25 protein-coding genes and 1 tRNA gene are annotated in these 24,423 nt (G+C 35.9%); 15 read left to right on the plus strand and 11 right to left on the minus strand.

Features of this window, described 5'->3' with window-relative positions; genetic code table 11:
- Positions 1 to 47: 47 nt before the first annotated feature.
- The 4 genes from E0W69_RS02475 to E0W69_RS02490 all read right to left on the minus strand — a co-directional run bounded on the left by E0W69_RS02475 (position 48) and on the right by E0W69_RS02490 (position 4,416).
- Complete coding sequence (locus E0W69_RS02475) at positions 48 to 845, minus strand: Rossmann-like and DUF2520 domain-containing protein (RefSeq protein WP_131328467.1); 798 nt, start codon at positions 843 to 845, stop codon at positions 48 to 50.
- On the minus strand, positions 830 to 2,371 hold the full coding sequence (locus E0W69_RS02480; RefSeq protein WP_131328468.1) for an alpha-L-fucosidase: 1,542 nt from the start codon (positions 2,369 to 2,371) through the stop codon (positions 830 to 832). Before E0W69_RS02480 ends, E0W69_RS02475 begins: the two co-directional genes overlap by 16 nt.
- Positions 2,372 to 2,522: 151 nt before the next feature.
- Positions 2,523 to 3,401 carry a 4-hydroxy-tetrahydrodipicolinate synthase gene (gene dapA / locus E0W69_RS02485; RefSeq protein ID WP_131328469.1) on the minus strand — a complete coding sequence of 293 codons (879 nt, stop codon included), beginning with the start codon at positions 3,399 to 3,401 and terminating at the stop codon, positions 2,523 to 2,525.
- 40 nt (positions 3,402 to 3,441) lie between these two features.
- Positions 3,442 to 4,416, minus strand: a complete 975-nt coding sequence (locus tag E0W69_RS02490) for an acetyl-CoA carboxylase carboxyltransferase subunit alpha (RefSeq protein WP_131328470.1) — start codon at positions 4,414 to 4,416, stop codon at positions 3,442 to 3,444.
- A 147-nt stretch (positions 4,417 to 4,563) separates the two neighbouring features.
- Between E0W69_RS02490 and E0W69_RS02495 the strand changes: the two genes are divergently transcribed.
- From E0W69_RS02495 to E0W69_RS02505, 3 genes are all read left to right on the plus strand, one after another.
- Positions 4,564 to 4,637 (plus strand) — tRNA-Asp (locus E0W69_RS02495).
- Between the two features lie 490 nt (positions 4,638 to 5,127).
- The gene (locus tag E0W69_RS02500) at positions 5,128 to 5,679 is read left to right on the plus strand and encodes a JAB domain-containing protein (protein WP_131328471.1); all 552 of its coding nucleotides are present in this window, start codon (positions 5,128 to 5,130) and stop codon (positions 5,677 to 5,679) included.
- A gap of 533 nt (positions 5,680 to 6,212) precedes the next feature.
- Positions 6,213 to 6,566, plus strand: coding sequence for a DUF1016 N-terminal domain-containing protein (locus tag E0W69_RS02505; protein ID WP_131328472.1), 354 nt, complete (start codon positions 6,213 to 6,215; stop codon positions 6,564 to 6,566).
- A 161-nt stretch (positions 6,567 to 6,727) separates the two neighbouring features.
- On the opposite strand, the gene E0W69_RS02510 is transcribed toward E0W69_RS02505, so the two are convergent.
- The 5 genes from E0W69_RS02510 to E0W69_RS02530 all read right to left on the minus strand — a co-directional run bounded on the left by E0W69_RS02510 (position 6,728) and on the right by E0W69_RS02530 (position 9,703).
- Entirely contained in the window at positions 6,728 to 7,321 is a 594-nt protein-coding gene (locus E0W69_RS02510; RefSeq protein WP_131328473.1) for a hypothetical protein, read from the minus strand.
- A gap of 4 nt (positions 7,322 to 7,325) precedes the next feature.
- Positions 7,326 to 7,835: a hypothetical protein gene (locus E0W69_RS02515; protein ID WP_131328474.1), complete on the minus strand. Its 510-nt coding sequence runs from the start codon at positions 7,833 to 7,835 to the stop codon at positions 7,326 to 7,328.
- A gap of 73 nt (positions 7,836 to 7,908) precedes the next feature.
- Positions 7,909 to 8,727: a hypothetical protein gene (locus E0W69_RS02520; protein WP_131328475.1), complete on the minus strand. Its 819-nt coding sequence runs from the start codon at positions 8,725 to 8,727 to the stop codon at positions 7,909 to 7,911.
- Positions 8,728 to 8,946: 219 nt separating this feature from the next.
- Positions 8,947 to 9,240: a helix-turn-helix domain-containing protein gene (locus E0W69_RS02525; RefSeq protein ID WP_191967941.1), complete on the minus strand. Its 294-nt coding sequence runs from the start codon at positions 9,238 to 9,240 to the stop codon at positions 8,947 to 8,949.
- A 277-nt stretch (positions 9,241 to 9,517) separates the two neighbouring features.
- Positions 9,518 to 9,703 (minus strand): hypothetical protein, encoded by a 186-nt coding sequence (locus E0W69_RS02530; protein ID WP_131328476.1) that lies wholly within the window; start codon positions 9,701 to 9,703, stop codon positions 9,518 to 9,520.
- A 118-nt stretch (positions 9,704 to 9,821) separates the two neighbouring features.
- Between E0W69_RS02530 and E0W69_RS02535 the strand changes: the two genes are divergently transcribed.
- The 3 genes from E0W69_RS02535 to E0W69_RS02545 all read left to right on the plus strand — a co-directional run bounded on the left by E0W69_RS02535 (position 9,822) and on the right by E0W69_RS02545 (position 15,794).
- Positions 9,822 to 13,040, plus strand: a complete 3,219-nt coding sequence (locus tag E0W69_RS02535; RefSeq protein WP_131328477.1) for a SusC/RagA family TonB-linked outer membrane protein — start codon at positions 9,822 to 9,824, stop codon at positions 13,038 to 13,040.
- Between the two features lie 101 nt (positions 13,041 to 13,141).
- Positions 13,142 to 14,437: a RagB/SusD family nutrient uptake outer membrane protein gene (locus E0W69_RS02540; protein WP_191967942.1), complete on the plus strand. Its 1,296-nt coding sequence runs from the start codon at positions 13,142 to 13,144 to the stop codon at positions 14,435 to 14,437.
- Complete coding sequence (locus tag E0W69_RS02545) at positions 14,427 to 15,794, plus strand: TlpA family protein disulfide reductase (protein WP_131328479.1); 1,368 nt, start codon at positions 14,427 to 14,429, stop codon at positions 15,792 to 15,794. The genes E0W69_RS02540 and E0W69_RS02545 overlap by 11 nt, the downstream gene beginning before the upstream one ends.
- Before the next feature lie 51 nt (positions 15,795 to 15,845).
- On the opposite strand, the gene E0W69_RS02550 is transcribed toward E0W69_RS02545, so the two are convergent.
- Both E0W69_RS02550 and E0W69_RS02555 read right to left on the minus strand, forming a co-directional pair.
- Positions 15,846 to 16,136, minus strand: coding sequence for a hypothetical protein (locus E0W69_RS02550; protein WP_131328480.1), 291 nt, complete (start codon positions 16,134 to 16,136; stop codon positions 15,846 to 15,848).
- Between the two features lie 90 nt (positions 16,137 to 16,226).
- Positions 16,227 to 16,685, minus strand: a complete 459-nt coding sequence (locus tag E0W69_RS02555) for a MauE/DoxX family redox-associated membrane protein (RefSeq protein ID WP_131328481.1) — start codon at positions 16,683 to 16,685, stop codon at positions 16,227 to 16,229.
- A 312-nt stretch (positions 16,686 to 16,997) separates the two neighbouring features.
- Here E0W69_RS02555 and E0W69_RS02560 point away from each other — a divergent pair, with 312 nt between their 5' ends.
- The 9 genes from E0W69_RS02560 to E0W69_RS02600 all read left to right on the plus strand — a co-directional run bounded on the left by E0W69_RS02560 (position 16,998) and on the right by E0W69_RS02600 (position 23,848).
- Positions 16,998 to 17,582 (plus strand): RNA polymerase sigma factor, encoded by a 585-nt coding sequence (locus E0W69_RS02560; RefSeq protein ID WP_131328482.1) that lies wholly within the window; start codon positions 16,998 to 17,000, stop codon positions 17,580 to 17,582.
- Between the two features lies 1 nt (position 17,583).
- Positions 17,584 to 18,531, plus strand: coding sequence for a FecR family protein (locus tag E0W69_RS02565; protein ID WP_131328483.1), 948 nt, complete (start codon positions 17,584 to 17,586; stop codon positions 18,529 to 18,531).
- A gap of 77 nt (positions 18,532 to 18,608) precedes the next feature.
- A complete protein-coding gene (locus tag E0W69_RS02570) occupies positions 18,609 to 18,893 on the plus strand; it encodes a hypothetical protein (RefSeq protein ID WP_131328484.1) in 285 nt (94 codons plus the stop codon).
- A 248-nt stretch (positions 18,894 to 19,141) separates the two neighbouring features.
- On the plus strand, positions 19,142 to 20,080 hold the full coding sequence (locus E0W69_RS02575) for a hypothetical protein (RefSeq protein WP_131328485.1): 939 nt from the start codon (positions 19,142 to 19,144) through the stop codon (positions 20,078 to 20,080).
- A 93-nt stretch (positions 20,081 to 20,173) separates the two neighbouring features.
- Positions 20,174 to 20,482 (plus strand): helix-turn-helix domain-containing protein, encoded by a 309-nt coding sequence (locus tag E0W69_RS02580; RefSeq protein WP_131328486.1) that lies wholly within the window; start codon positions 20,174 to 20,176, stop codon positions 20,480 to 20,482.
- 525 nt (positions 20,483 to 21,007) lie between these two features.
- Positions 21,008 to 21,334 carry a plasmid mobilization protein gene (locus E0W69_RS02585; RefSeq protein ID WP_131328487.1) on the plus strand — a complete coding sequence of 109 codons (327 nt, stop codon included), beginning with the start codon at positions 21,008 to 21,010 and terminating at the stop codon, positions 21,332 to 21,334.
- 52 nt (positions 21,335 to 21,386) lie between these two features.
- The gene (locus E0W69_RS02590) at positions 21,387 to 22,463 is read left to right on the plus strand and encodes a relaxase/mobilization nuclease domain-containing protein (RefSeq protein WP_191967943.1); all 1,077 of its coding nucleotides are present in this window, start codon (positions 21,387 to 21,389) and stop codon (positions 22,461 to 22,463) included.
- Positions 22,464 to 22,487: 24 nt separating this feature from the next.
- Positions 22,488 to 23,075: a hypothetical protein gene (locus tag E0W69_RS02595; RefSeq protein ID WP_131328489.1), complete on the plus strand. Its 588-nt coding sequence runs from the start codon at positions 22,488 to 22,490 to the stop codon at positions 23,073 to 23,075.
- 284 nt (positions 23,076 to 23,359) lie between these two features.
- Complete coding sequence (locus tag E0W69_RS02600) at positions 23,360 to 23,848, plus strand: JAB domain-containing protein (protein WP_131328490.1); 489 nt, start codon at positions 23,360 to 23,362, stop codon at positions 23,846 to 23,848.
- The last annotated feature ends 575 nt before the right edge of the window (positions 23,849 to 24,423 follow it).

Below are 24,423 nucleotides of genomic sequence, written 5' to 3' on the forward strand. Positions count from 1 at the left end.
TTTCATACCAATACTTAAAAGGGAAAATGTTTTTCATTTTCCCTTTGTTATTTTTCAAAATGCTGTTGGATTTTTTCTGTAAGGAACGAATAAACATCTAACGTCTCACTGAGGTTTTCTTTTTTCAAAATACGTTTATGTAAATCAATTGTATTTTGATCTGCTCTAATTGCGGGTCCAGTTTGCATAATTGATGGAGATGTAGTTTGCATTCGACGAACTGTTTCTTCAATTAAAGGAAGTAAATATTCAAAAGATATATTTTCTGTTTTACAAAAATCCTCACCCAATGTAAATAAATAATTGGAAAAATTAGAAACTATTACTGCTGCAATATGCAGTTTTAAACGTTTCTCATCATTAGCAATGTCTACTTTTGAAGAAATAGAATTTGCTAAATCGGAAATTTGAATCTTCGTTTTTTCGTTATTAGCATCGATAAATAAAGGTATTTCTATATACAAACTAGAACTAGATTTGATACTTTGTAATGGATAAATTACTCCAATATTGGAACTAATATTTTTTAAAATATTAATGGACGCGCTTCCCGTAGTGTGAACTATGATCTTATCTTTTGGTATATAGTTGTTTAATTCATTAGCCAATATAGGAAGGGTTTTATCTTGTACTGCAACTATATAAATATCTGCAATTTGGGAGATTTTACTTATATCTGTACAAAGCAACGAATGTATTTCGTCTGCCAATGATTTTCCTGTTTGGATATTTCTTGCAACAATTTCAACGATAGTGTAGTGCTTGTTTTTTTGAATCTTTTTTGCTAAAATTGTAGCGACATTCCCCGATCCAATAATGACGATTTTATTTATTTCTCTTTCCAATTTTCAGGTAATTTATACAAACCAATTTCACTAATTTTAGGCGTACTTCTCGCTGAGACTATAGTAAGTCTTACATCTGAAGTGGTTATAGTCGGAAACGTTGTCATTCTTTTATATCCTATAGTCGTTCCTTGTGCGCAAAGCATCCATTGGTTTCCTGTATTATATTCCAATGTCCATTTTTCCACTTCTTGACCAGCAGGAATGAATTCTTGCAAGCTCACTAAATTGAATGTTTTAGGGCCGTTTAATGAAACTACGATACTCATAGTTGTATCATTATTTTCCGGCATAATATAGGAGCTAGGATTATCATCTATCAAACCTTGCGGATTAATGCATCCTGCAGCGCTAACGATACCTCCTAATGCATAGTTTTTTCTAAAAGTCTCTTCCTGTAAAGTATGGAAAGCTTTAACACTTTTGATATCCTGCTGGGATAATAGTCCATCCATATTTGGAGGTATATTAAGTAGCATTACACCATTTTTTCCTACAGAGTTAAGATAAATATCCATCAATTTACCTGCAGATTTGACTATTGAATCTTCTTTTTCATGATAAAACCAACCCGGTCTAATTGATACATCTGCTTCTGCAGGATACCAAGCTAAACCCGTAGCCCTAATAATTTTATTTCTACTCCCCAAATCGTCACCCATCATGTCTCCTTCAGGTTTAAATGCAACATCTGTTTGAGAATTTTCTGCGATCGAATTCGGATCAAGGTTGTTGATAGGAACTACGCTCCATTCTGATTCTCTACCATATCCAGACTCTGTCCCAATCCAACGTACGTCAGGCCCCATACCAAATATTACTGCTTGTGGTTGTAGATCTCGCATGATACTATACCATTTGGAAAAGTCATAGCTTTGCTTTTTTCCATTTGGTCCTTCTCCATTCGCTCCATCTAACCATATTTCATCTATTTCGCCATAGTTAGTTAAAAGTTCGCGTAATTGATTTTCATAGTATTGATTATATGCTTTTCCAGTTCCATACAATTTACTATTGCGATCCCAAGGAGATAGGTAAATCCCAAAATCCATTCCCAATTCGTGACAAGCATCAGATACAGCTCTAACAACATCTCCTTTGCCATTTTTCCAAGGGCTATTTTTAACCGAATATTCAGTATAAGCACTTGGCCAAAGGCAAAATCCATCGTGGTGCTTCGCTGTAAGTATTACTTCCTTAAATCCAGCATCTTTAACGGTTTTTACCCATTGATGGGCATCAAATTTTTTTGGATTAAATAGGGTAGGACTCGCGGTACCATCTCCCCACTCTTTGTCCGAAAATGTATTGATTCCAAAATGAAAAAAGGCAATTAATTCACGTTGTTGCCAGGCTAATTGTCGCTGGGAGGGAACTATATTAGCCGCTTTCTCAATGATTGTTTTATAGTTATCACTAGGTAAGATTGTTACAGCATTGGCTTTTTCTAATTGAGCATTTGACTCTTGGATAAAAAAAAAGGACGCTAGAAAAGTAAGGCCGGTAATAATCTTGTTATATATCATGAAATTGTGTCGTCTAAAAATTAAAGATTCGAAAAAATAAATATAACTTATTTGAATAAAAATGGTTCTTGGTTGGTAATTTATTAACAAAAAAATAGAGAAATGCGATAAACTGCATTTCTCTATTTTGTATTCATTGAGAAAAAAATGATTATTTTTTCAAAAAAGCTTGAACCTTTTCATCTATTGGTTGACTCAATGGTACCAATGGTAATCTCAAATAATTTTTAATTAAACCTTGATGGCTCAAAAAAGCTTTCACTCCAGCAGGATTATTTTCTGCAAACATCAATAAGAAGCTTTCGAATAAATCAATATTGATCTTCGCCGCATCTTTTGCATTATTATTCAATGCATGATTTACCATAGTTGAAAATTCTTTAGGAAATGCATTTGCGGCAACGCTAATAACACCATCCATACCCGCTGCCACTTGTGGCATAGCTAGATCATCATCCCCACTAACAACTAAGAAATCTGCAGGTCTATGACTCAAAAGATGGATGCTTTGTGCAAAATTGTTGCTTGCTTCTTTAATACCTCCAACATTCGGCAATTCCGCCAAACGAAGAGTTGTGGAAGGTTCCATATTTTTTCCCGTTCTTCCTGGTACATTGTACAAAATAACAGGTTTCGGAGACGCTTCAGAAACCGCTTTATAATGTTGATACAAACCTTCTTGAGATGGTTTGTTATAGTATGGTGCAGTACTTAATACTGCGGTTGCCTTTTCCAGAGGCATAACCTTTAAATCTTCAATTACGTTTTGTGTGCTATTACCTCCGACACCAACAACTACAGGTACTCTACCATTTACTCGCTCAATAGTATAATTTATGATGTCAATTTTTTCTTGTTTTGATAGAGTAGGCGTCTCTCCAGTAGTTCCAAGAACTACTAAATAATTGACACCATTGTTGATCAAATGATCACAAAAGTTGCCTAAAGCATCGTAATCAACGGAAAAATCTTCGTTGAATGGCGTTACAATTGCTACACCTGTACCGCCTAAAATATTTCTAAGATTCATTATTTTTTAATTATGCATTGAAATTTGAAAGCAAATATAATTATTTGCCATTCCATTGACCCATTTTATTAAATTTTTCAATTCTTTGTTTAATTCTCTTTTCTGGAGATATTTTTTCCAATTCCTTGATTGATTTCAATAAAATCTGCTTCAGATTTTCTGCGGCTTGATCATAATTCCAATGTGCTCCACCTTCAGGCTCTGGAACAACACCATCAATTAGGTTGAATTTGGTCATGTAATCTGATGTTAATTTCAACTCTTCTGCGGCTTTTTCTTTCATACTCCAGCTTCTCCAAAGAATAGAACTACAGTTTTCTGGAGAAATTACGGTATACCAAGAATTTTCCAACATTAAAACTCTATCACCCACACCGATGCCTAAGGCTCCACCGCTCGCTCCTTCACCTATAATAACGCAAATTACAGGCACTTTTAAACGCATCATCTCGTAGATATTGCGTGCGATAGCTTCTCCTTGACCTCTTTCCTCGGCTTCCATACCAGGATAGGCTCCTGGCGTGTCAATTAATGTAACGATTGGTTTATTGAATTTTTCAGCAAGACGCATTAATCTCAAGGCTTTTCTATAACCTTCAGGGTTGGCCATACCAAAATTTCTTAGCTGTCTATTTTTTGTATTTATACCTTTTTGTTGCCCGATAAACATTACAGTTTGTCCATCTAATTGTCCAAAACCGCCAACCATTGCTTTATCGTCTTTGACATTACGGTCACCAAAAAGCTCCATGAAGTCTGTAGACATTTTATGGATATATTTCAAAGTATAAGGACGGTCTGGATGTCTACTCAATTGAACTCTTTGCCAAGCCGTAAGATTTGTAGTGATTTCTTTTCTTTTTTCACCGATTGCATCTTCCAACTGTTTAATGGTCGCAGAATAATCAATCTTTGAATTTTTAGAGGCAAGTTTTTTCGTTTGATCTATTTGTTCATAGATCGTTCTAATTGGTTCTTCAAAATCCAAAAATTGTCTATTAGGATATTGTGGCATATCTTAAGTAATTATTTTATTGAGCGGCAAAATTACAATATCAATAATTTTTAAAAAATATTTGTTTATATGGAGAAAATACTTTTACCTTTGCACTCCTTTTTATTGAAGGAGTTACTTAATCAAAAGTAAATCAATAAGATAGAAGGATCGGTAGTTCAGTTGGTTAGAATGCCGCCCTGTCACGGCGGAGGTCGCGGGTTCGAGTCCCGTCCGGTCCGCAGAATTAAACTTAATCCCTTGATTTTCAAGGGATTTTTTATTTTGGTCTATCTGTTAGTCTATCAACACTAAAATCACCTTTACAATTTTACAGAACTTTACAACTTCTTACATGAGTTGGTATTGTAAAGTTATGCATTTACAGCGATTTACAAATTATAAGGAAAAAGGAAAATTCTTAAAAATTTAGGGATCAGTATCAAAAGTTGCGATATAAAAACACCTCGCCTAAGACTTTAATGATTGTCGCCAAATTTGTAAATTCATTGTAGGTGAATCGTTGTATCCAAAACCTCATTTCGTTATCTGTTCCTTATTAGTTTGGATTGTAAAGCTTTTGTCCTGTTTTTAGTTTCACTAAGCTAAGCCAGTTCCCTTTGGAAAACCGGCAGCTTTCGACGGCATATGCTCACTGCGTTCCGCTATTCCACGTTCTGCCATTTTTCAGGTGAACAGGCTTTTTTAGCTGTTACACAAAAACAGTACATCATGAAAGCTTACAACACAATCCCAACTAACGAAAATGAACCGCCACATTGGTCTGCGTTACAAGAAGTGCAACTATCCTACCGTAACAAACTTAAAGCGTCGCAAAGGCCTAAAATCAATATGGCAGAAGATGCACTTGCTCTTTTTAGAACTGTCTGGAACGAAGATGAAATGGAACTGGTAGAATCCTTCAAAATGCTTTTGATGAACATTGCCAACAGGGTATTGGGAGTGTACCACGGTTCTACAGGTGGCACTACTGGAACTATAGTAGATATCCGCATTTTGCTTATGGTTGCCTTAAAAAGTAATGCCTGTAAAATTATAGTTGCCCACTCACAACCGAGTGGAAACCTTACACCAAGTCCGGCTGACCTGAAGATAACAGAGCGGTTGAAAGATGCAGCCAAGCTGATGGATATAAAACTTTTGGATCATTTGATTCTCACAACAGAAAGTTTTTATTCATTTGCAAACGAAGGGTTCTTGGGAGTCTTTCGTTTAAATACATTTGTAATGTATTTAGTATTCAATCGCTTGTGGGTTTACTAAAGAGAGGCTATCTACTTATCGGATTGCTCCATTAAGCGTCGAAATTGATTCAACATATTTTTGGTCAAATGAAATAAAGCGGAGGTCCTGGTATTCCCGTTCTCAGGTCCTCTAATTCGATAACCATTCTTGCAGAATCCATTTGGTGATGTGGTATTTGCCACAAAATAGACAATGGTAAGTTCTTTTCATTACCGGCTTTCCTATGTGGTGTTTACGGCGTCGACCATTGATCTTGTACCTTACCCGTCTTTTAACGGAGAAGATAAATAGCCAAGCCTCCTCTTTTGTCTCAAACAAGCTTTTGCCAGTTGCTTCGCACTTTATCCTCATGATAACCTCCCTCTTTTAGTCAATGATTACATATTGTTATTTTTTTGTGTTGATTAAAGTTACAAAAAAAAGTGTATTCCATAATACCATTTGACCTTTTTGAATTTACCCTCTTTAAATAAATGATGTAAAATTATCTGATAATTTTGAGGGCGGTCTACAGTAAACCTTAGCCAATATAAATCATTACTTTTGTAGGTATGAGCGAAGGTAAAGAACTGGCAAAAGTAGACAATGGTTTAATTGAAAATATCAAATCAATCGTTTTGTCTGCCAGTAAAAATATTGCGAGAAAATTAAATAACGAACTATTTCTAACAAATTGGCAAATAGGAAAAGAAATTATTGAAATGGAACGTAAAAATAATATTGATACTAAAATTTCTAGACAGATAATAATTGGTTTATCAAAACTGCTAACACAAAAAATAAGAAACGAATTTTCACGTTCCAACTTGTTCAATATGCGTAAGTTTTATATGCAATATCCTGATGTCCAGACAGAGTCTGGACACTTAACGTGGTCATTTATCAGTGAACTCCAGATGAATTGACGGTACTCAGCTTTTGTCAGATTGAGGGATCCATCTCCAATCATAGGTTACAATATGTGCTTAACATGCATAGTCCCGATATTACGGCGTTGCTAAAAACTATGCAAGGAAGATTTTTTGGACCGGTAGATAGGCAACTTATAAACTAAAGGAAGAGGTGTCTACAAAAATTCTATAGAAGATTTTTCGCATAATTTTTCAGAAAATAATCTAGCCTCAGGTCTTGGATAGTTATTAGGAGGAATTGGATTATAAAAACGAATGTGAGCATGACCTACTTGATAATCAGGATTGTTAATGTCTGCGGAAGCATCATCATTACTAATAGGTTTATCATTTAAATCACTTGGACTTGCTTCTAGAAAGATAGATATATTACTATCTGGTTGGGACGATTCGTTACAAAAATCATCTTTACTCAATTTGACTTCGGACTCACTTTTTCTTAAAGTTTTTAAGAGGTCATTTTTTACATGATAAAAATCAGAACATTTGAAAATTGCGAATCCATAGTGAATATCTGTTTGAGGGGGGGCCATATTCTTTTTTATATCCAAGATTCTGTTAGCTAGGAACATACAACGAGTATTGTCAGTATACTTATTTCGTTGAAGCGAGGTTTCATTTCTAGTGTCAACGTATACTTTATTTTTTTTCACTTTAGGTATACCTGTTTTACTGTCCTTAGAAACGGTTTCCTTGAATAAAAAACGGGTTAGTTTTTCTTCATCTACTATTTTTTCCTCAAATTTCATGCTATTAATCACGGAATGCCAATTCTTCTTTGTATAATTCTGAAATTAGGTTAACTAGTATGATCCTAACATTCGCGGAATCAATGCGCAAATTATTCTTTACTATAGTCTTGCTTGGTGTATTAAGATAAAATCCTAATGCATTATCACCAATTTCCAAAGAAAAATGGCCATCATCCTCATTAAACCAATCAAAATTTATTGTTCCATATTCTGATTTTGTAACATTCTCGTATTTTAGTTTATCCTTTATATCTTCAGGTAAATTGTTAAATAAGTTAGCAGCATTTTGTATGGTCATAGGAGTCAATTCTATATCCCGATCGTCTCCTTCAATCTGAGTATAATATGAGGGAAGATGGTTTATATCTAAAAGTTTTTGCTCTATTTTATTACTGTTATCCTGAACTTCATGATTAGTTTCTCTCATTGAGGAGTTATCCACATCATTGTCCTCATCATATAGAGTATAGTAATCTGATATCGTCTTTGTATTTCCTACAGAATACGACATGTATAGAGCAGAACTTGGAATTTCTCGCTTTATATAGCTCTCAGGATAATATAATCCACTATCTAGCATATAATTATTTTTTTAATCCAATTTTATCTAACATAGGGCTTGTTAATAAATCGGTTATAAATTGTTTATTATTATTATGTAATGTGTCAATAAGTGACGATAATTCCCCATTTATATCTTTTGCATATTGAGGCTTTGCTAATTCTGATGTTTCTATATGTCTTATCGTTAATATCCTTGCTCCATTATGATATGATATATTATATTGCACTTCTTTATCTTCCATTTTATTTATTTGGATAATTTGTCCTGCAATTTCACTTCCTTCGAAAAAATTTTTATTAAGCAATCCCGAATTTTCTTCGAATACATCTCCTAATTTAATCTTTGTATCGGGTGGGGCACTTATCCATTGAAACTCATCGATATATTCTATCGTTGTGGCTATTATATAAAAAGAATACTTATCATTCGAAAGAATCTTGGTTATTACTTTTCTTACCTCTTCTTTAAAAAGAGCCCAGCTTTCGTATTTAAATAATTCTAATGAAATGTATGACCTAGAAAAAGTAGCCGACTGGTTTTCTAATTTTAAGACATATTCCTTACTCCCATTTGTATATTTTTCAAATAAAAAGCCCTTTATCTTTTGGTTCAATGTATTGGATAAAATACCTGCGCCATTCTGGATCTTAAAATTTAAGTTATTCTCGATATGCAAAGCATTTTTCGAATAGCCTTCAGATTCCAATTCTGTTTTTATCCCATTATATAATTCTTCCGGAGAAATAACCTCCTGAGGGAAAAAAAACACAACTTTAGCTAACTTTATAGCATTAGAGACATCACTATCCTGTCTAATTGGATTTATATATTCTATCATACTTTTTGTTGTAAAGACATTTACATACGGTGCAAATGTATATACTGAAACACAATGTACTTGTTTTCTCTCATAAATTAAACATAAAATAAAAGGCAAATGAAAGAATAATCCGCTTGATCACTAATTTTGGCAATCTTTTTCATTTCCCAAAGGTTTTATTTTCTCGCCAAACTTAACAAATTCCCCTAATCATCCAAACAAAATGTCTGTCCAACTCTATTGATTCTCTTTGAGTGGTATAATATCTTTATTTGAGTCTTTCTCAGGAAAATTTAGAAATTCTCTATATCGAAAAAACTCCCATAGTTCAATTCCAATATCCTTACAAAACTTATTAATTGAATATATTGATATTCCTCGCCCTCCTTCCCATCTGTTGATTGTTTGCCTATCCTTTTCTGCATCAATTGCAAATGCTGACTGTATTTTACCGGTAGACATTCTTAATGCCTTGATTCTTAGGGCTATTTTCTCTTTTAACTCGGTATCAATATCGTCAAGTCTTGCCATGCTACAATATTGATAATAACTTTTAAAAATATTGTCAACCATTTGGCTAACAATTAAATATTGTCCTTATCTTTGGTTTGAAATAACGTAATTTGCACTTCTATTCATAAAGTATTTAGAGGTGTTCGAACTTGAGTCTCAAACTTAGAAAACTGGCAAATTTTCAAACAATCACGAGACGAGAGGGAGATATTCCTATGCTACGGGCATGGGTTATCTCTTATCTGTGATTGTGGGTATGCCAGTACCTCTAAGTCCGATAAGTAGATGCCCATGCTTAATTTTTTTTAAATACATCGGCTACTTCTTGAGACTCATCTTTCTTAATCATGGTCAAATTAAGAGCAATGAGAACAATACAACTTCTTACAAAATCACCGGCTCCTAAAGCAGAAAGCACAATTTGCATTTGGCTCGCAGCCAAATGCAACCAACAATACGCCTGTAAGCCGCGTAACCCCATCTAGTATAAACTATTCCCGTCGGACCACGCATTCATAGAAGTCAATAGCAACGGCACTTTCCGTGCGTCCGGCTTTTTCAACTATAATTTTTTACTGTTTTTAAATTATTGATTACCGATGCGAAAATTAACGCTCATGGGCGTACTGGGGATGCTTTTGCCTATGCTTTTCCTAAAGGCGCAGACTATTAGGGGACGAGTAATATCGTCTACGGGAGATGTTTTGCCCAATACCAGACTACATTTAATAAAAGTCACAACTATAAAATTCACGGATGATAAGGGATTTTTCACTTTATATGTTGCACAAAAAGATACACTAGAAATTTCACATATTGGCTATCAAACAGAAAGAATGCCCGTTAGTTCTAAAGACACTTTTTTAACTATAAAACTATCATCGATCTCTGATTTGGATGAGGTGGTGGTTTCCACGGGTTACCAACAAATCACAAAAGAAAGGGCAACGGGGAGCTATGATTTTGTAAGTAATCATCTAATTAACAGAAGCATTACGACAAATATCCTAGAGCGTATTGAAAACTTAACGCCAGGATTGCTATTTAATCACGGGGTTTATACTGGCGATGATATGTTGATAAGAGGCAGAAGTACTATTTATGCAAATGCCTCTCCTTTGATAGTCATTGACAATTTTCCATATGACGGGGACATTAAGAACATCAATCCCAATGATATTGAGAGTATTACTATCCTTAAGGATGCGGCGGCGGCATCTATCTGGGGCGCACGGGCAGGCAATGGCGTGATCGTAATGACTACAAAAAAAGGTTTAAATAAAAAGCCAATGGTCGAATTGACTAATAATTTCACTTTTGTTCCCAAGCCTAATATGTTTAATATTTCACGTATTTCCAGTTCAGAATACATTGATCTTGAAAAAAATCTTTATGCAGACGGATACTATTCCAGTCAGATTCTAGATCCGTCCCATCCTGCGTTAACGCCAGTCGTCGAGTTACTGTTAGCAAAGGATGCTGGAAGTATTTCTTCCAGCGATGCAGATGCCGAGATAGAAAAGTTGAAACAATATGATGTGAGAAATGATGTATCCAAATATCTTTATAGAGGTGGGCTAAACCGACAAAGCGCGGTTAATATCCGGGGAAGCAGTCCAAATTTGAATTACTTTCTATCCATGGGGTGGGATCATAATATTTCCAACCTTGTTAGTGATAAAACGGATCGTATTACAATTCGCTCGAAAAATGAAATCAAACTCTCCCCGAAATTTCAAATAGGGACTGGCATAAGTTATGCGCAAGACCTGAGTACATCGGGTAATAATCCCGGTTATTCGATTGTTGGCAGTGATGGCCAAAAGAGTTATCCCTACATGAGGCTGGCAGATAATTCAGGGACTCCGCCGCCAGTTTATTTGACTAACAGGAAGACCTATCTTGATACGGTTGGAAGAGGTAATCTTTTAGACTGGACATACAAACCTTTGGCCGACATATATGAACAAAAAAATAACTTATCCATTAAGGATTATGTCATTAACACAGATTTTCATTACCAGATACTTCCTTCTTTGTCTGCGGAGGCAAGATACCAGTATGAAAATTCATTATCGACAACTAAAAATCTTTACCGGGATTCCTCTTATTATGCAAGAGACCTTACCAATAAGTTTACCCAAGAAGATGTGAATGGAAATTTTTCTTATCCTGTTGCTCGTGGCGGGATCTTGGATTATAGTTATGGAGAAATCCTGTCTCATCAGGGTAGAGCGCAGTTGAATTATAACACTACATTTTTGGGGGCGCACAAAGTAACCGCTATAGCTGGTATGGAAATGAGGAGCATTATAAATAAATCAAACAGTGTCCGCTATTACGGCTATGATGAGGGTCTGGAAACATCCAACGGTTATGTCGATTATTCTACGCTATATAGTTATTACAATAATGCGCTGATACAGAGTTATATCCCCAATGGACAATCGACAGGCAAAACAACGGCAAACTTCTTTTCCTACTATGGTAATGCAGCATACAGTTACAAAGATAGATATACGTTTTCCGGTAGTTTCCGAAAAGATGAGGCAAATCTTTTTGGGGTTGCCACCAATCAAAAAGGGACTCCCTTGTGGTCTATCGGAGGGAGTTGGAGCATCGCCAAGGAAAAATTCTATTCCGTTCAATGGCTGCCCGAACTAAAATTTAGGACAACCTTTGGATACAATGGCAATACTTCTAGTGTAGCCTCAGCACTTACCACGGCCTCTTTTTATCAAAATAACCTAGGACTTCAATATGCGGTAATCAACAATCCCCCCAATAGTAAATTAAGATGGGAACGTGATGGGATATGGAATGCAGGTATAGACTTTGCTACAAAAGGAAGAATACTATATGGCAGTATAGAGTATTATAAAAAAAGCGCGAAGGACCTCCTTTCCCAGGCTCCCGTGGATCCTACATTGGGATTTTACCAAAACAATGCAGCAGGCAACGGGGCTTACTTTTATGGCAATGTCGCTTCTATGAAAGGCTCTGGGTGGGATATAAGCATAAATTCACTCAATGTAAGCTCTAAAATATCTTGGACAACCTCCCTTATTTTTTCATATGCGTTTACAAAAGTGACCCAATTTCTTATGCCTACCTCTGGTTCAGGCACGAACTATTTGTATTCCAATACGATTAATCCAATTGTCGGTCGCCCCCTTTTTAGTATATACAGTTACCACTGGAAAGGTCTTGATCCTGAAAACGGAGATCCAGTAGGTTATTTGGATGGTGCTCCTAGTAAAGATTATAGTTCGATCATCAGCACGACACCGTTGGACAGTATGGTTTATAACGGTAGTTCGTCTCCTAAATATTTTGGAGCCTTAAGAAATACGATAACCATTGGCAAGTGGAGTGTATCATTCAATATTTCGTATAAACTTGGGTACTATTTCAGAAAAACCTCCTCGTTGAGTTACTCAACACTTTTCGATACTTGGAATGGAAGTGGAGAGTATTCAAATCGTTGGCGACAACCTGGTGATGAACGTATGACCCATGTTCCTTCCTTGCCGCAATATCCTTTCCAGGATCTTAGTTCAAGAGATTTTTTCTATCAGTACTCCAGCCTAAATGTGTTAAAAGGCGACAATATAAGATTGGAGGATATAAGCTTTGGTTATGAGAGCCACAGAGACAGTCGCCTCCGACTTCCTTTTGAGAATATTAGAGTATATATCTATTTGTCCAATATTGGAACGCTATGGAAAGCAAATAAGGATGGCATTGATCCCTATTATTACAACAATATCCCAAGTGCCGGTATGAACAGTTCATTGGGAGTAAATATTACTTTTTAACCTAATAACTTCTTTAAATGAAAAATTTATATAGAATTTCTGACTTGTTTATAATATTCTCGGCCATTATAGCCACACTATCGTGCAACAAAAGTGATTTTTTGTCTGCCAAGACGAACCAAAGTCTTGTGGTTCCACAAACCATTTCTGATTTTCAGGCTATATTAGATAATCTCAATTATATGAACGGGGAGGGTACATATGGTCGTCCCATGATAGGATTGATGGCCTCGGACGATTACTATATGCTGGATGCGGATTATAATTCGAGAAGCCAGTGGATGAGAAATGTTTATCTCTGGCAATCATTTCCATATACAGGGGTAGATCTTCCAGATTGGGATTATCCATACAGGACTATTTATTATGCAAATAGTGCTTTGGAGGGTATCAGTGGTATTGCCCCAAATTCAGATAATAAAAGCGCGTGGGAAAATGTGAAGGGAAGTGCCTTGTATTTTCGTGCATTCGCCAATTTTGAATTATGCCAATTATTCTGCCCGGTATATGATTCCGCTTCTATGGAAACAGACCTAGGCTTACCCTTAAGATTAAGTGCGGATGCCAACGAGCCGTTGTCTCGATCGAATATTAAAAAAACGTATGAGCAAATCTTAAATGACTTGTCGGAAGCCCTTAGATTTCTTCCTAAAATGGTAGCGTATAAAACAAGGCCTTCTATGGGCGCAGCATATGGATTACTTGGTCGAGTTTATCTAAATATGGGTAGTTATAAAAATGCATTTCTTTACGCTGATAGTTGTTTGTCTTTACAACACAGTTTGATCGATTACAATACACTCAGTTCCTCAAGTACTTATCCAATCGTTCAATACAATCAAGAAGTTGTCATTGATCATAATTTTTATGATGCAAACAACTCTGTGGAAAAAGTAGATACCACCTTGTATAACTTGTATGAGGCAAATGATCTTCGTAAATCCTTGTTTTTCAAACAATTTGGAGCAACATCTGATCACCGGTTTTATGGTTCCTATACAGGATCCTCCCTGCGATTTTCTGGCATTTCTGTTAATGAGATGCTTTTGATTAGGGCGGAATGTAACGCAAGATTAGCACATTTGACGAGTGCTTTGGATGATTTAAATGAGCTACTTATCAACAGATATAAATCAGGCACTTATACGGCTTACTACTCTTCCGAAAGCCAAGACGTACTGAATAAAATACTGCTAGAAAGAAGAAAAGAGCTTGTATTTAGAAATATACGTTGGCAGGATCTAAGAAGGCTTAATAAACAAAGCCATAGCATCACTATAAAACGTATCATTGGTGGAGCAACTTATGCATTATCTCCCCATGATAGTCGGTATGTTTTCCCTATTCCAGATAATGTTGTCTCATTAAATCCACAAATAATACAAAATGAATACTAAAAATATAAGAACTATTATGTTTGTGTTTTTCAGTAGCATCGTACTACAATTGCGTAGTGTGCAATGCTATAGTCAAAGTTCATTGGACTCCATAAGCCAGCAGTGCATTAATATAGCCTTAGCCAAAAAGGGAATAGACCTTCCAATAGGAGAAACGCTACCAACTATATCCGTGAGCATAGAGGGGGCTCAAAGTGATCAAAGTATCCTTCAAAAGTTCAGCAGGGGGAAGATACTTATATTGGATTTTTGGAGTCAATGGTGTGGAAGCTGTATCGCCTCTTTTCCTCACTTAGAAAAGTTACAAGAAAAATATGCAAATCAAATATTGATATTGCCGGTCACCTTTCAGAGTCGAAGCTCAGTATGTAATTTCCGAAAAACAAGAATGGCACTTAATAGACCCATGTTATTGCCGACAATCGTAGAAGATACACTTTTAAGGGCATTGTTTCCCCATAATGGAGATCCATTTGAAGTATGGATAGATCCTAATGGAAAATTAAGGGGAACTACTTCCCAATTTGAATTAACCGAATCTGTTATAGAAAAAGTTTTAAATGGAGATTGGAGTACGGTGGAGCCTCTTCAAGCCAATATTGATGGAAAATTCTCAGGTACAAATAAATTAACAGAGCCTTTATTCGGCTCTTTTTTGGGCAGATATGATCCCCATTTTCCAAATGGAAGAAACGTACCCATAGTAGAAAACGGACAGAAAATATTAAGGTGTACAAATGCCCCTATAAGTTGGCTATTTCAATGGGCTTTAAGGGGTAAATATGACAGTCCATATTTTAATAATAAAAGGTGTCTTTATAAGTTTAAGGATAGCATCACATTTAAAAAGTTTTTTATCAATATGGATAGCATTGACCACTATGACTATGTAATCCATAACAAATATTGCTATGAACTTAGAACGCCTATTGAATTTTCAGATAAGGTACTTTTCGACATTGCCTATAGGCAACTAGAAGATTATTTTAAAATTTCTGTAAGAAAGGAAACTCATTTTATAAATTGTTTAAAGTTGGTCAGAATTTCGAACGTAGATAAAATTGCAGGAGATACTATTACTCCAATAGAATTTATGCACGAGCCGGATGAAGATCTCTATGACTATATAAAATGTTCTGGTACCTCTATGTCTGATTTAATTACAGCCTTAAATGCGATAAAAACAATCCCATTGGTAATAGATTCAACGAATTATTTAAAAAAAATAAATGTAAATTTTCGCATAAGAAAGATGGCTGGATTGGATTCACTTCAATTAAAACTAAAAGAATATGGCTTAAAGTTAATAGCTTCAAGACAGTTGTTGGACGTACTTGTATATAAAGATAAAGAGTAAAAAGAAGACTGTCAATGTATTTAGACAGTCTTCCATTCCAATTTTTGGAAATTATTGAGCTTTTGCATAACTACTCAATTCTGTTCCACTTGGTTGATATTGTCCTCCTACTATGGAATAGGAGGAGTATTCTTTAATGCAATCATCTCCTGCATCAGAACAACCAAGGTAGTTGGACGTATGTAGTGTTGATGTTGACTGGGCTACACCACTGGAATTTGTAGGAAACCAATAGGTTGTTGCCTTAAAGTTTTTTGCCATTGCCCCACCAATGGCAAGTACTGCCGCTGTTGTCATCACGACGTTGCGGAATTTTCTGTAGTTTTTGTTTTGTGTAACCATGATACACTGTTTTTAAAATGATAAAATAAATATTTTCCGGTAATCCTGTTGGTCACAACCTTGATTTTTAGGTTGGCGGCCGGTGAAAAATCAGCTTGCAGCAACCCGGATCGTTGCGCTGGCTGTAGTATCTTTTTTTGTCAATTGATTGTTTATATAGATACCCAATAGGGCGAGTATCGCGAAGACTATATTAAATACAAGGTGTTGTGTCCACGATAGTCTTTGTAAAAGTTCACCGCATCCGCAGGGCTTTCGTGGAAAGAGATCCATAACGACCATCCCCACATATGCCGTAAACACCGTCATGAGTAACAGACTACCGTATAGTCCCCATTTTCTAGTCCGCTCTGTACATAGTAGCAGGGCAGTGAACACTTCACTAGTTGGGATGCCATAGGTCAAAAGCGGCACCCATTGCTGTGGTAAGGTTTGATTACTCATATCCTTTGCAAATACTTTCAATTCCAATATTTTTTCTAGTCCCGCATACAAGAAAAGCATGAAAAGTAATGCTGTTATAGTCAATAGAATTGTTTGTTTTTTCATCTTGAATAGTTTTGTTTTTGCAAATAGTTTACAGTAGGGTTTTATAATTATAAAACCCATTAAAGACCTACATCCATCAAAAAATTATATCGTTTTTGGCTTCTACATATCGCTGTTTTTTTATTACCTTTGAATTACTTCTGAATACTGTTTTTTTACATCCTTCTGATATATACTCCCGAAAAAGAGGCTCGGGTACCAATAAAAAATCGTTTTTTTTCAAATATTAATTTTAACCATGCGTAAGGTCTTTGTATCCATACGTTTTGTTTATGAGCGAAACTGGGGTAAAAAGTCCGTGCTTTTGAGAAAATGGAGGAAGGAACTAAATACGACGATAGCATGTATTTCAGGGCACTGGCAGATGGTGTCCCTGGCGCATTGGACCGCATCGATAAGGTGTTCGGACCGGCTATTGACGTCTATATCCGCCATTTTATCACGGATGATGTATCCGCGGTAGACTCCACTCATGCAGACCTTTTGGTGAAACTCTGGGAGCAACGCCACCAGATCATAGAAAAGGAGAATCCTGTAAAATGGATGTTCGGCATCGCCCACAAGTTGGCACTCAAAAGTCTGGAAAGGGGAAGATGGTATTTCGTGCAGCTGGAAGAAAATCACTTTGTTGAACATACGGAAACTGTGGAAGATTTGGTGCTGGGAAAAGAACTAGAAGTTAGGGTAAGGATTGCTGCCAAGCAGCTTCCACCCATGGAACGTAAAGTGTTCTTGTTGAAACTGGACACACAGCTCTCCAACGAGGAAATCGCACAAAGATTGGGTATTTCCCGTCAGACCGTCAAAAATGAGCTGTACAGGGCCAGACGAAAAATAGAGCAGTTATTGGGTTACTGTTTTGTATATATCGTTTTAGAAATTTTTAAAAACAGTTAGTATGGAGTGGTATCAAAAAAGAACCAACAAACTTCTGAAAAAATACTTGTCAGGAAAAGCAAATGGCGCCGAGAAAAAAGAATTGGATGGTCTACTAATGCTCTCTGACGAAGAGGCCCTTTACCGCTTTGTGGATGAAGTGAACAAACAAAAGGGATTGCAAGGAGATGTATCGGAAGATTTGGATATAAATGCTATCATAGCAAGGAGTGATAAACGACGTACTCGCAGACGCATGTTATGGTCTGCTGCTGCCATCTTCGGAGTTTTTATTGTGCTCATGGCAGGACTATTTGTAACAAAGAATTCCAATTTAGTTTTGGAAGAGCAGCGTCGCGTAGTGGGGCCATGTTCCCCTGCAATATTCAACCCAGAACTGGACAGCCGCTATTTTGCCTGTGATATAGAGATTAAAGATGTTTTTCAAAAAAAACTGGATGGTAAGGATTTGGGGACTGTCTTGCGTTTCAATAACATTGAATTTTTACAAAAACACAAAGGTGAGCTACAAATAGTCGACCATACAGACCGCCGAGCATCCCGTTCAGAGCAAAGATATCTGACCTTACACACACCACCCAAAAGACAGTTTACTTTGTTGCTGCCTGACGGAATATCTATCCGGCTGGATGGTGGCTCTAGGCTGCAATACCTGCTTAATTCTTCGGATACTTCCATGGTCTACTGCCGATTGGAAGGCCAAGCCTTAGTGAATGTACCGAAAATGCAACAAGGAAAGCCTTTTGTACTGGAAAACTACAACAGTCAATTATTTACCCTGGGAGCACAGTATGCCATACGCTCCGAAATTGGTTATACCAGAGCCGTTAGATTAGGGGGAGAGGTATCACTGGCAACAAGGCAAAATCCGAGAGCTGTGGCTTTGGAAGAAAACTGTAGCGCTATGGAAGTGTACAGTCTCATGGAGGGTAAGGATAAGGGGAGTTAAAGGACTCTTTCTCCTTAGCATCCATAGATAGGGCAACGGCACTCAATTGGACGAAGTCCATCAGACGCTACAATGACGTGTCCGTAAGGGTGTTTATGCTCGAAATGGAAAGATGGTATGGATTCAAAATTGAAAGTATGAAGTGTCTGCCTGCTGACCGTCATATTACTTCATCCGTATGCCAAGAGGCTTCGTTGGAAGAAGTGTTTGCCGCCGTTGAGAAATCCGGCGTTGCGATTTATCATAAATCCGGGATGTGGACCTTTTGTCCGCCAGCAGGAAAGTTGGATAGAGATCTTGAAAATATTACGCATAGTCGCTACAGCATACCATCCCCCAGATTTGCTTCTTTTTGGAGATAACCTATAACTTGACTTGAAAATCGTTGCTCCATAATTTTAATCTTTTAAATATATTTTATTCAGAGGGTAATACCATATTCGTGTAAGAAGGATATTTTCGATATAATGTCAGCCAACTCAATTTATCCAAGGTAATTCTTATAGGATATTTTAATTTTTATACCAAATCATTCCAATATAGTACAAATTAGTTTCCCTCTATTTTGAGAGATATTAAAACGCTGTAATTTTAAGTAAAATGCCATTGTATGAGGACAATCAAACATCGTTTACTTAGAAACTGCCGTCAAGGAATGGATTTTATATGCGCAAACCATTTCGAAGATCCCTTGTATTGGGTGGATAAATTACCCATAATAAATAACTATGCAGACATTGGACAATTTCAAAGACTTGAAAATAGGTGTGCTTCGATTAAAGCTCCAGTAGCGCTTTTCTACAATATACTACCTCGAAGTGTATTTTACTCTTTGTCGGTAGTGTTTTTCCTTCTAGGATTGCAATATCCTAGCACACATAATACCACTCTGCTTATTACCTGCGTTGGCCTTTTTGCCATGCCACATATCCTTACATTAGGAGATTATCATCGGTTTAAGATGTGTTTGAATACCGCTAAAATGTATGCCCATCATCATTTTTCCATCGAGTATTTGGAAGGTATTCAGCAAAACATGACGCAAAAATATAACGACTTTTCTGCAGTGATAAATTCTGGATGCACAAATAAAGTAGATAACGCGCAAAAGAATCTGAAAGAGGATTGCTGCCACATAAGCGAACGGATCAGTTCTTTAGAAAAGAAGTTTGGAGACTCCAAAAAGAGAAGAGACAATTACGGAGCTATTCCACAAGCATTATTGATTAACTTAATTAAAAGAAGGATAAATGATGAACCTTCAACAATAATAGATATCTCAGATGCTGTAAAAAACCTGGAGCGAATTTCCAATGTTGCTAGGAATATTGGCTGTCAACCTGAAAATATTCGTACTGAACTGGAAAACTTTAAAACCATTGGATCGTTATTATCCCAGCCCACCACAAGGCTCAGAAATTGTTTAAAATATTTAGAAAGGATAAGGCAATTACCGGAATACATAAACCAAGAAGATTTTAAAAAACAAACGGAACACTTGTTTCGACAGATAAGAAGTAAAATAAGTCATAGTCGTAAAACAGTGTAAACTAGTAGTTTGTAACAACAGAAATGCATCTTTGTTACCTAATTTGACTAGAGATTCCACCTTTATGTTTTCAAAAATTCAAAACTTAAAGGTATGGAAACTCCAATTTTATTTCCGGTAGATCCTAAAGAATTCTATCAGCACTTAACAGAAATCGTTCGTAAAATTATTTTAGAAACCCGTCCAGTCACACCGTTGGTTTCACCGCCTTTGGGTCTTTCTACAAAGCCACTTTTATCTATTAAAGAGGTTCGTGATCTTTTCGGTATTTCCAGACCTACGGTGGATGATTGGCACGAATTGGGTGAACTCAAAAAAGTTAAGATACGAGGAAAGGTGTATTTTCTGACAGATGATATTCAACGGCTCATTGAAAATTCTAAAAGTAAAGATGGGTCATAGGGTGGATATCCACTACAAATTTTTCCGAGAATACAAGAGTTTAATCCAGTTATGTCAGCTGAACTTGTGGCGGATGAAAAGAAAAAAGGAGGTCATATTTGCCAAATAAAACCTTGAATAAACCTCAGGTATCCGCATACAAAGGTTAATACTCGACCGAGTATAGATACTTCCACTTAATCATACCTTCCAAGGAAGACCGGATACAAAATATCCTCTATAGTCCGATTCTATATATAAGATGTACTTGGAAATATAAGGTGAAATAGAGATTGGATTTGCATCATTTCTGGAAAACATGCATAACAATATTATTAGAGTCAAATCAAATATATGGTCAGATATGGTCAGAAAGTATCCTAGAAGGCCCTAAAAATAGGCTGTATTCTCCGTGTCCTAAAACCCTATTGTTGGAACCCTTGGTTTTCTATAGCAAGCAGGTTGGACGTACTCATGTGAGGTCCAAATTATCTATTCTCTCATGACTGTCGCATTTGTCATTTATTCATTTTCAAATCCAAGTATATGAAAAATAAAACACGTCGTTTAAATATACTCGTTACACCTGATGAGTACCGTAGTATTCACTCGAAGGCGAGGCAATGTGAATTACCCATTTCTCATTTTTTGATTGAAGCATCTAGAAAAGTCGAGATTAAAATGTATCGTAAAACTATTCCCGCTTCTGTCTCTAAAGTAGTGTTAGCATTAACACTTACTGCTTCCAATTTTAATCAATTGGTTCGTCATTTACATCAGGGAAAGATCCAGCACATCACAGAAAATGAACTCAAATATTATGGTGAAAAAATTCTTTTACTGGCGGGTGAAATAAAAAATACACTGCAATAAGCAGATGTTTTTTTTATGCATTCCCAAAGGTTCAACTTTTAAAATTTCTGGTATGATTGCTAAACAAACGACCGCAAAAGCGTCTTCCGTTTCCAATATGGTCTCTTATGTACTTAGAGAAAATGGATTAAAACATCCGGAAGAAAAAGCTCAAATCATTTTCCAAAATGCACTTGTAGGAGAACATACCGATCAAATTGTGGCACAAATGCAGATGGCATTAGGCTTAAATAACCAAAGATGTAGCATGCCTCTTTTTCATGCAATCTTTTCTTTAAGTGAAGGTGAATCCCTAAATGAAGATCAGGAATTACAATTGGCCGCAATGATTATGCAGGAATTTAAACTAGATAAGAACATGTTTTTACTTTGTAAACACAGCAGTCCGGTGAGTAAAGATCACTATCACGCGATCATTGTTCGTCCTCCAATTGATGGTAGACAAGTAGTGAACATGTTTCAGTCCAAGCATAGATTAATGAACATTGCCCGAAAGTGCGAAATGCTATTTCATCTAAAACAAGTCAAGACGCCGAAGACTTGGAAACAGAAATTAAATAGTTCTAATAAAGAAAAACAGCATTGGAATACTCGTCAATTGCAAGCTAGGATGGATTTGAAAAATGCACTTTATAAAGCAACGTCCATGTTGGAATTTATCACACATATGCAAAACTTGGGTTATAGTTTACATAAAGGAAGAGGATTGGGAATTGTACATCAAGCCTCTGGAATATATTTTAAAGCGAGTTCCTTAGGATGTAGTCTTTCTAAAATTGAGAAGATCATAGCCTTTAATAAAAAACAACAGAAAGCTCCAATGAGTTCTTCCCAAGTAGCACAATTAGAAAGAAATATTGCTTTAGCAAAGAGAGGTGTGGATGATGGAACACTTAAATCAACCTTGCTCCACAGAGATAGATTCATGCCTCGTGAAGTTCATCCAACATCTAAAAATAATAATAATACAAGTGCAACTATTGAAACCGTGACAAAAGCTTTGATTGATTATATGATTAGTCCTCTTAAGGTAGATATTGATGGCGTTTATTTTGGTGCGATGGGTATAGATGAGTCAGAAGAAAAAAAGCGACTCAAAGAAAAAAGAAGAATTAAATTATCTATGTAAGTAATCCTTTAATATCCTCACGTTATGAATCTTTCTGAAGTAGAAATCGTATTAAAAGATTTGGTAAAAGAAGTGCAAGAAACCAAAGCGCTTGTTGAAAAAGTAGAACCCTCTCAAGCACAAAATGAGCTTTCCGATTCCTTGTCTTATAGTCTGAGAATACTACCTAAAAAAATGGACCATATGAAAGCTCTTTTAGATTTAGTGGTAAAAAAGGACATTAAAGAGGATAAGATGTTGTGTCAAGAATCCATAGAAAAATTGCAGCGATCCTTAGAGCGTACGATTCAACAATTGGCAGATCCAGAAAACCAAAGGATCCGCCATGAACACAGCTTCAAAGATTGGAAATGGTTGCTTCTTTTATTGTTTTTCATTGGACTATCCATTTTTCTGGGTTGGCGTAGTTTTACACGTTACAATCAATACAACGAACTACTCATAAAGTATGACTATGTTCAACAGGTGGCACCAAACTTTATCAGAGCTGTAGATTCTGTATACAATAGAAATCCATACTATTTTTTAGATCATCATCCTAGAAATTTGGAACAAAACAAAATTCCCGATAAAACTTCTTCCAAAAAACGTAAAGCAAAAAAGAAGAAATAACAAATACTCACCTTTTGTTGTCACATATTTTATACAAATTCGTGACAGTTTATTTTGTGTGCTTATTCCATTCTCTTTTCATTGTAATGATTGTTCTAGTTTAATTTTTTCCTTCTTCTGTTGTAAGATTTTCTGTACCGTTTTTAGTTCCACTAAGCTAAGACGGTTCTCTATAAAAAGTTGGCAGCTTTCGACGGCATATGCTCACTACGCTCCGCTATTCCACGTACTGCCTTCTTTTTAGAGAACCGCCTTTTATCGCTGTTACACAAAAACAGTACATCATGAAAACTTACAACTCAACAGCAACCAGAGAGAATGAACCTCATTGGTCTGCATTACAAGAAGTTCAACTATCTTATCGCAACAAAATAAAAGCTACGCAAAGACCTAAAATCAATATGGCGGAAGATGCATTAGCTCTTTTTAGATCCGTTTGGAATGAAGATGAAATGGAACTTGTTGAATCTTTCAAAATGTTACTTATGAATAATGCTAACAGAGTTCTCGGTGTATACCACGGATCTACAGGTGGTACTGCTGGCACTATTGTAGATATTCGCATTCTACTTACGGTAGCTTTAAAATCTAATGCTTGTAAAATTATTGTGGCACATAATCATCCGAGTGGAAATCTTACACCAAGTCCTGCTGATCTGAAGATCACTGAAAGATTGAAAGAAGCTGCTAAGTTAATGGATATTACACTATTGGATCATCTGATTATTACCACTAATAGTTATCAATCTTTTGCAAACGAAGGACTCATATGATTCCTTCATTTTTTCATAACTGTATTAAATCCTATTTTAATATATATCATAGAACCGTTCCATTGAAAATATTAAAATATTTTTTATCTTTATCAAATACATGGTTCCATAAATTTATCTAAGTGTGTCTGCGCTTGGTTTTGATCGATTTTCATTTTTTGTACATTTTTTTCTGAAATTAGAATTTTAGAAAACGTGGTTCATATGTAGAAACACATGAGCATTTTTTATATACTGCGATTAAGCGTAATATTTTTGTCTTACCATTTACTTTCTTATAAAGTAAAACTATGATTGTTTTACAATTGTTGTGAGGGACTAAACTATTGTGAATTGATAATTATCAATACATAATACAAAAAGGAAACAATATTTATATACAATGTAACAGGAGTGATAGATTTTATTGAATTATAATATTAATTTCACGATACAATCATAACTATAACCCGAGATTAGAATTAAGAAACAGTTTAGGAATTGTCGATTTAGCTTGAATAAAAATTAAATAATGATGTAGAACTTAATGCTAATGCTAAAATAAATTATAGTGTTAGAAAGGTTATTAGTTGATT

The organism is Rhizosphaericola mali (assembly GCF_004337365.2).
In the GTDB taxonomy this organism is placed as follows: Bacteria; Bacteroidota; Bacteroidia; order Chitinophagales; family Chitinophagaceae; genus Rhizosphaericola; species Rhizosphaericola mali.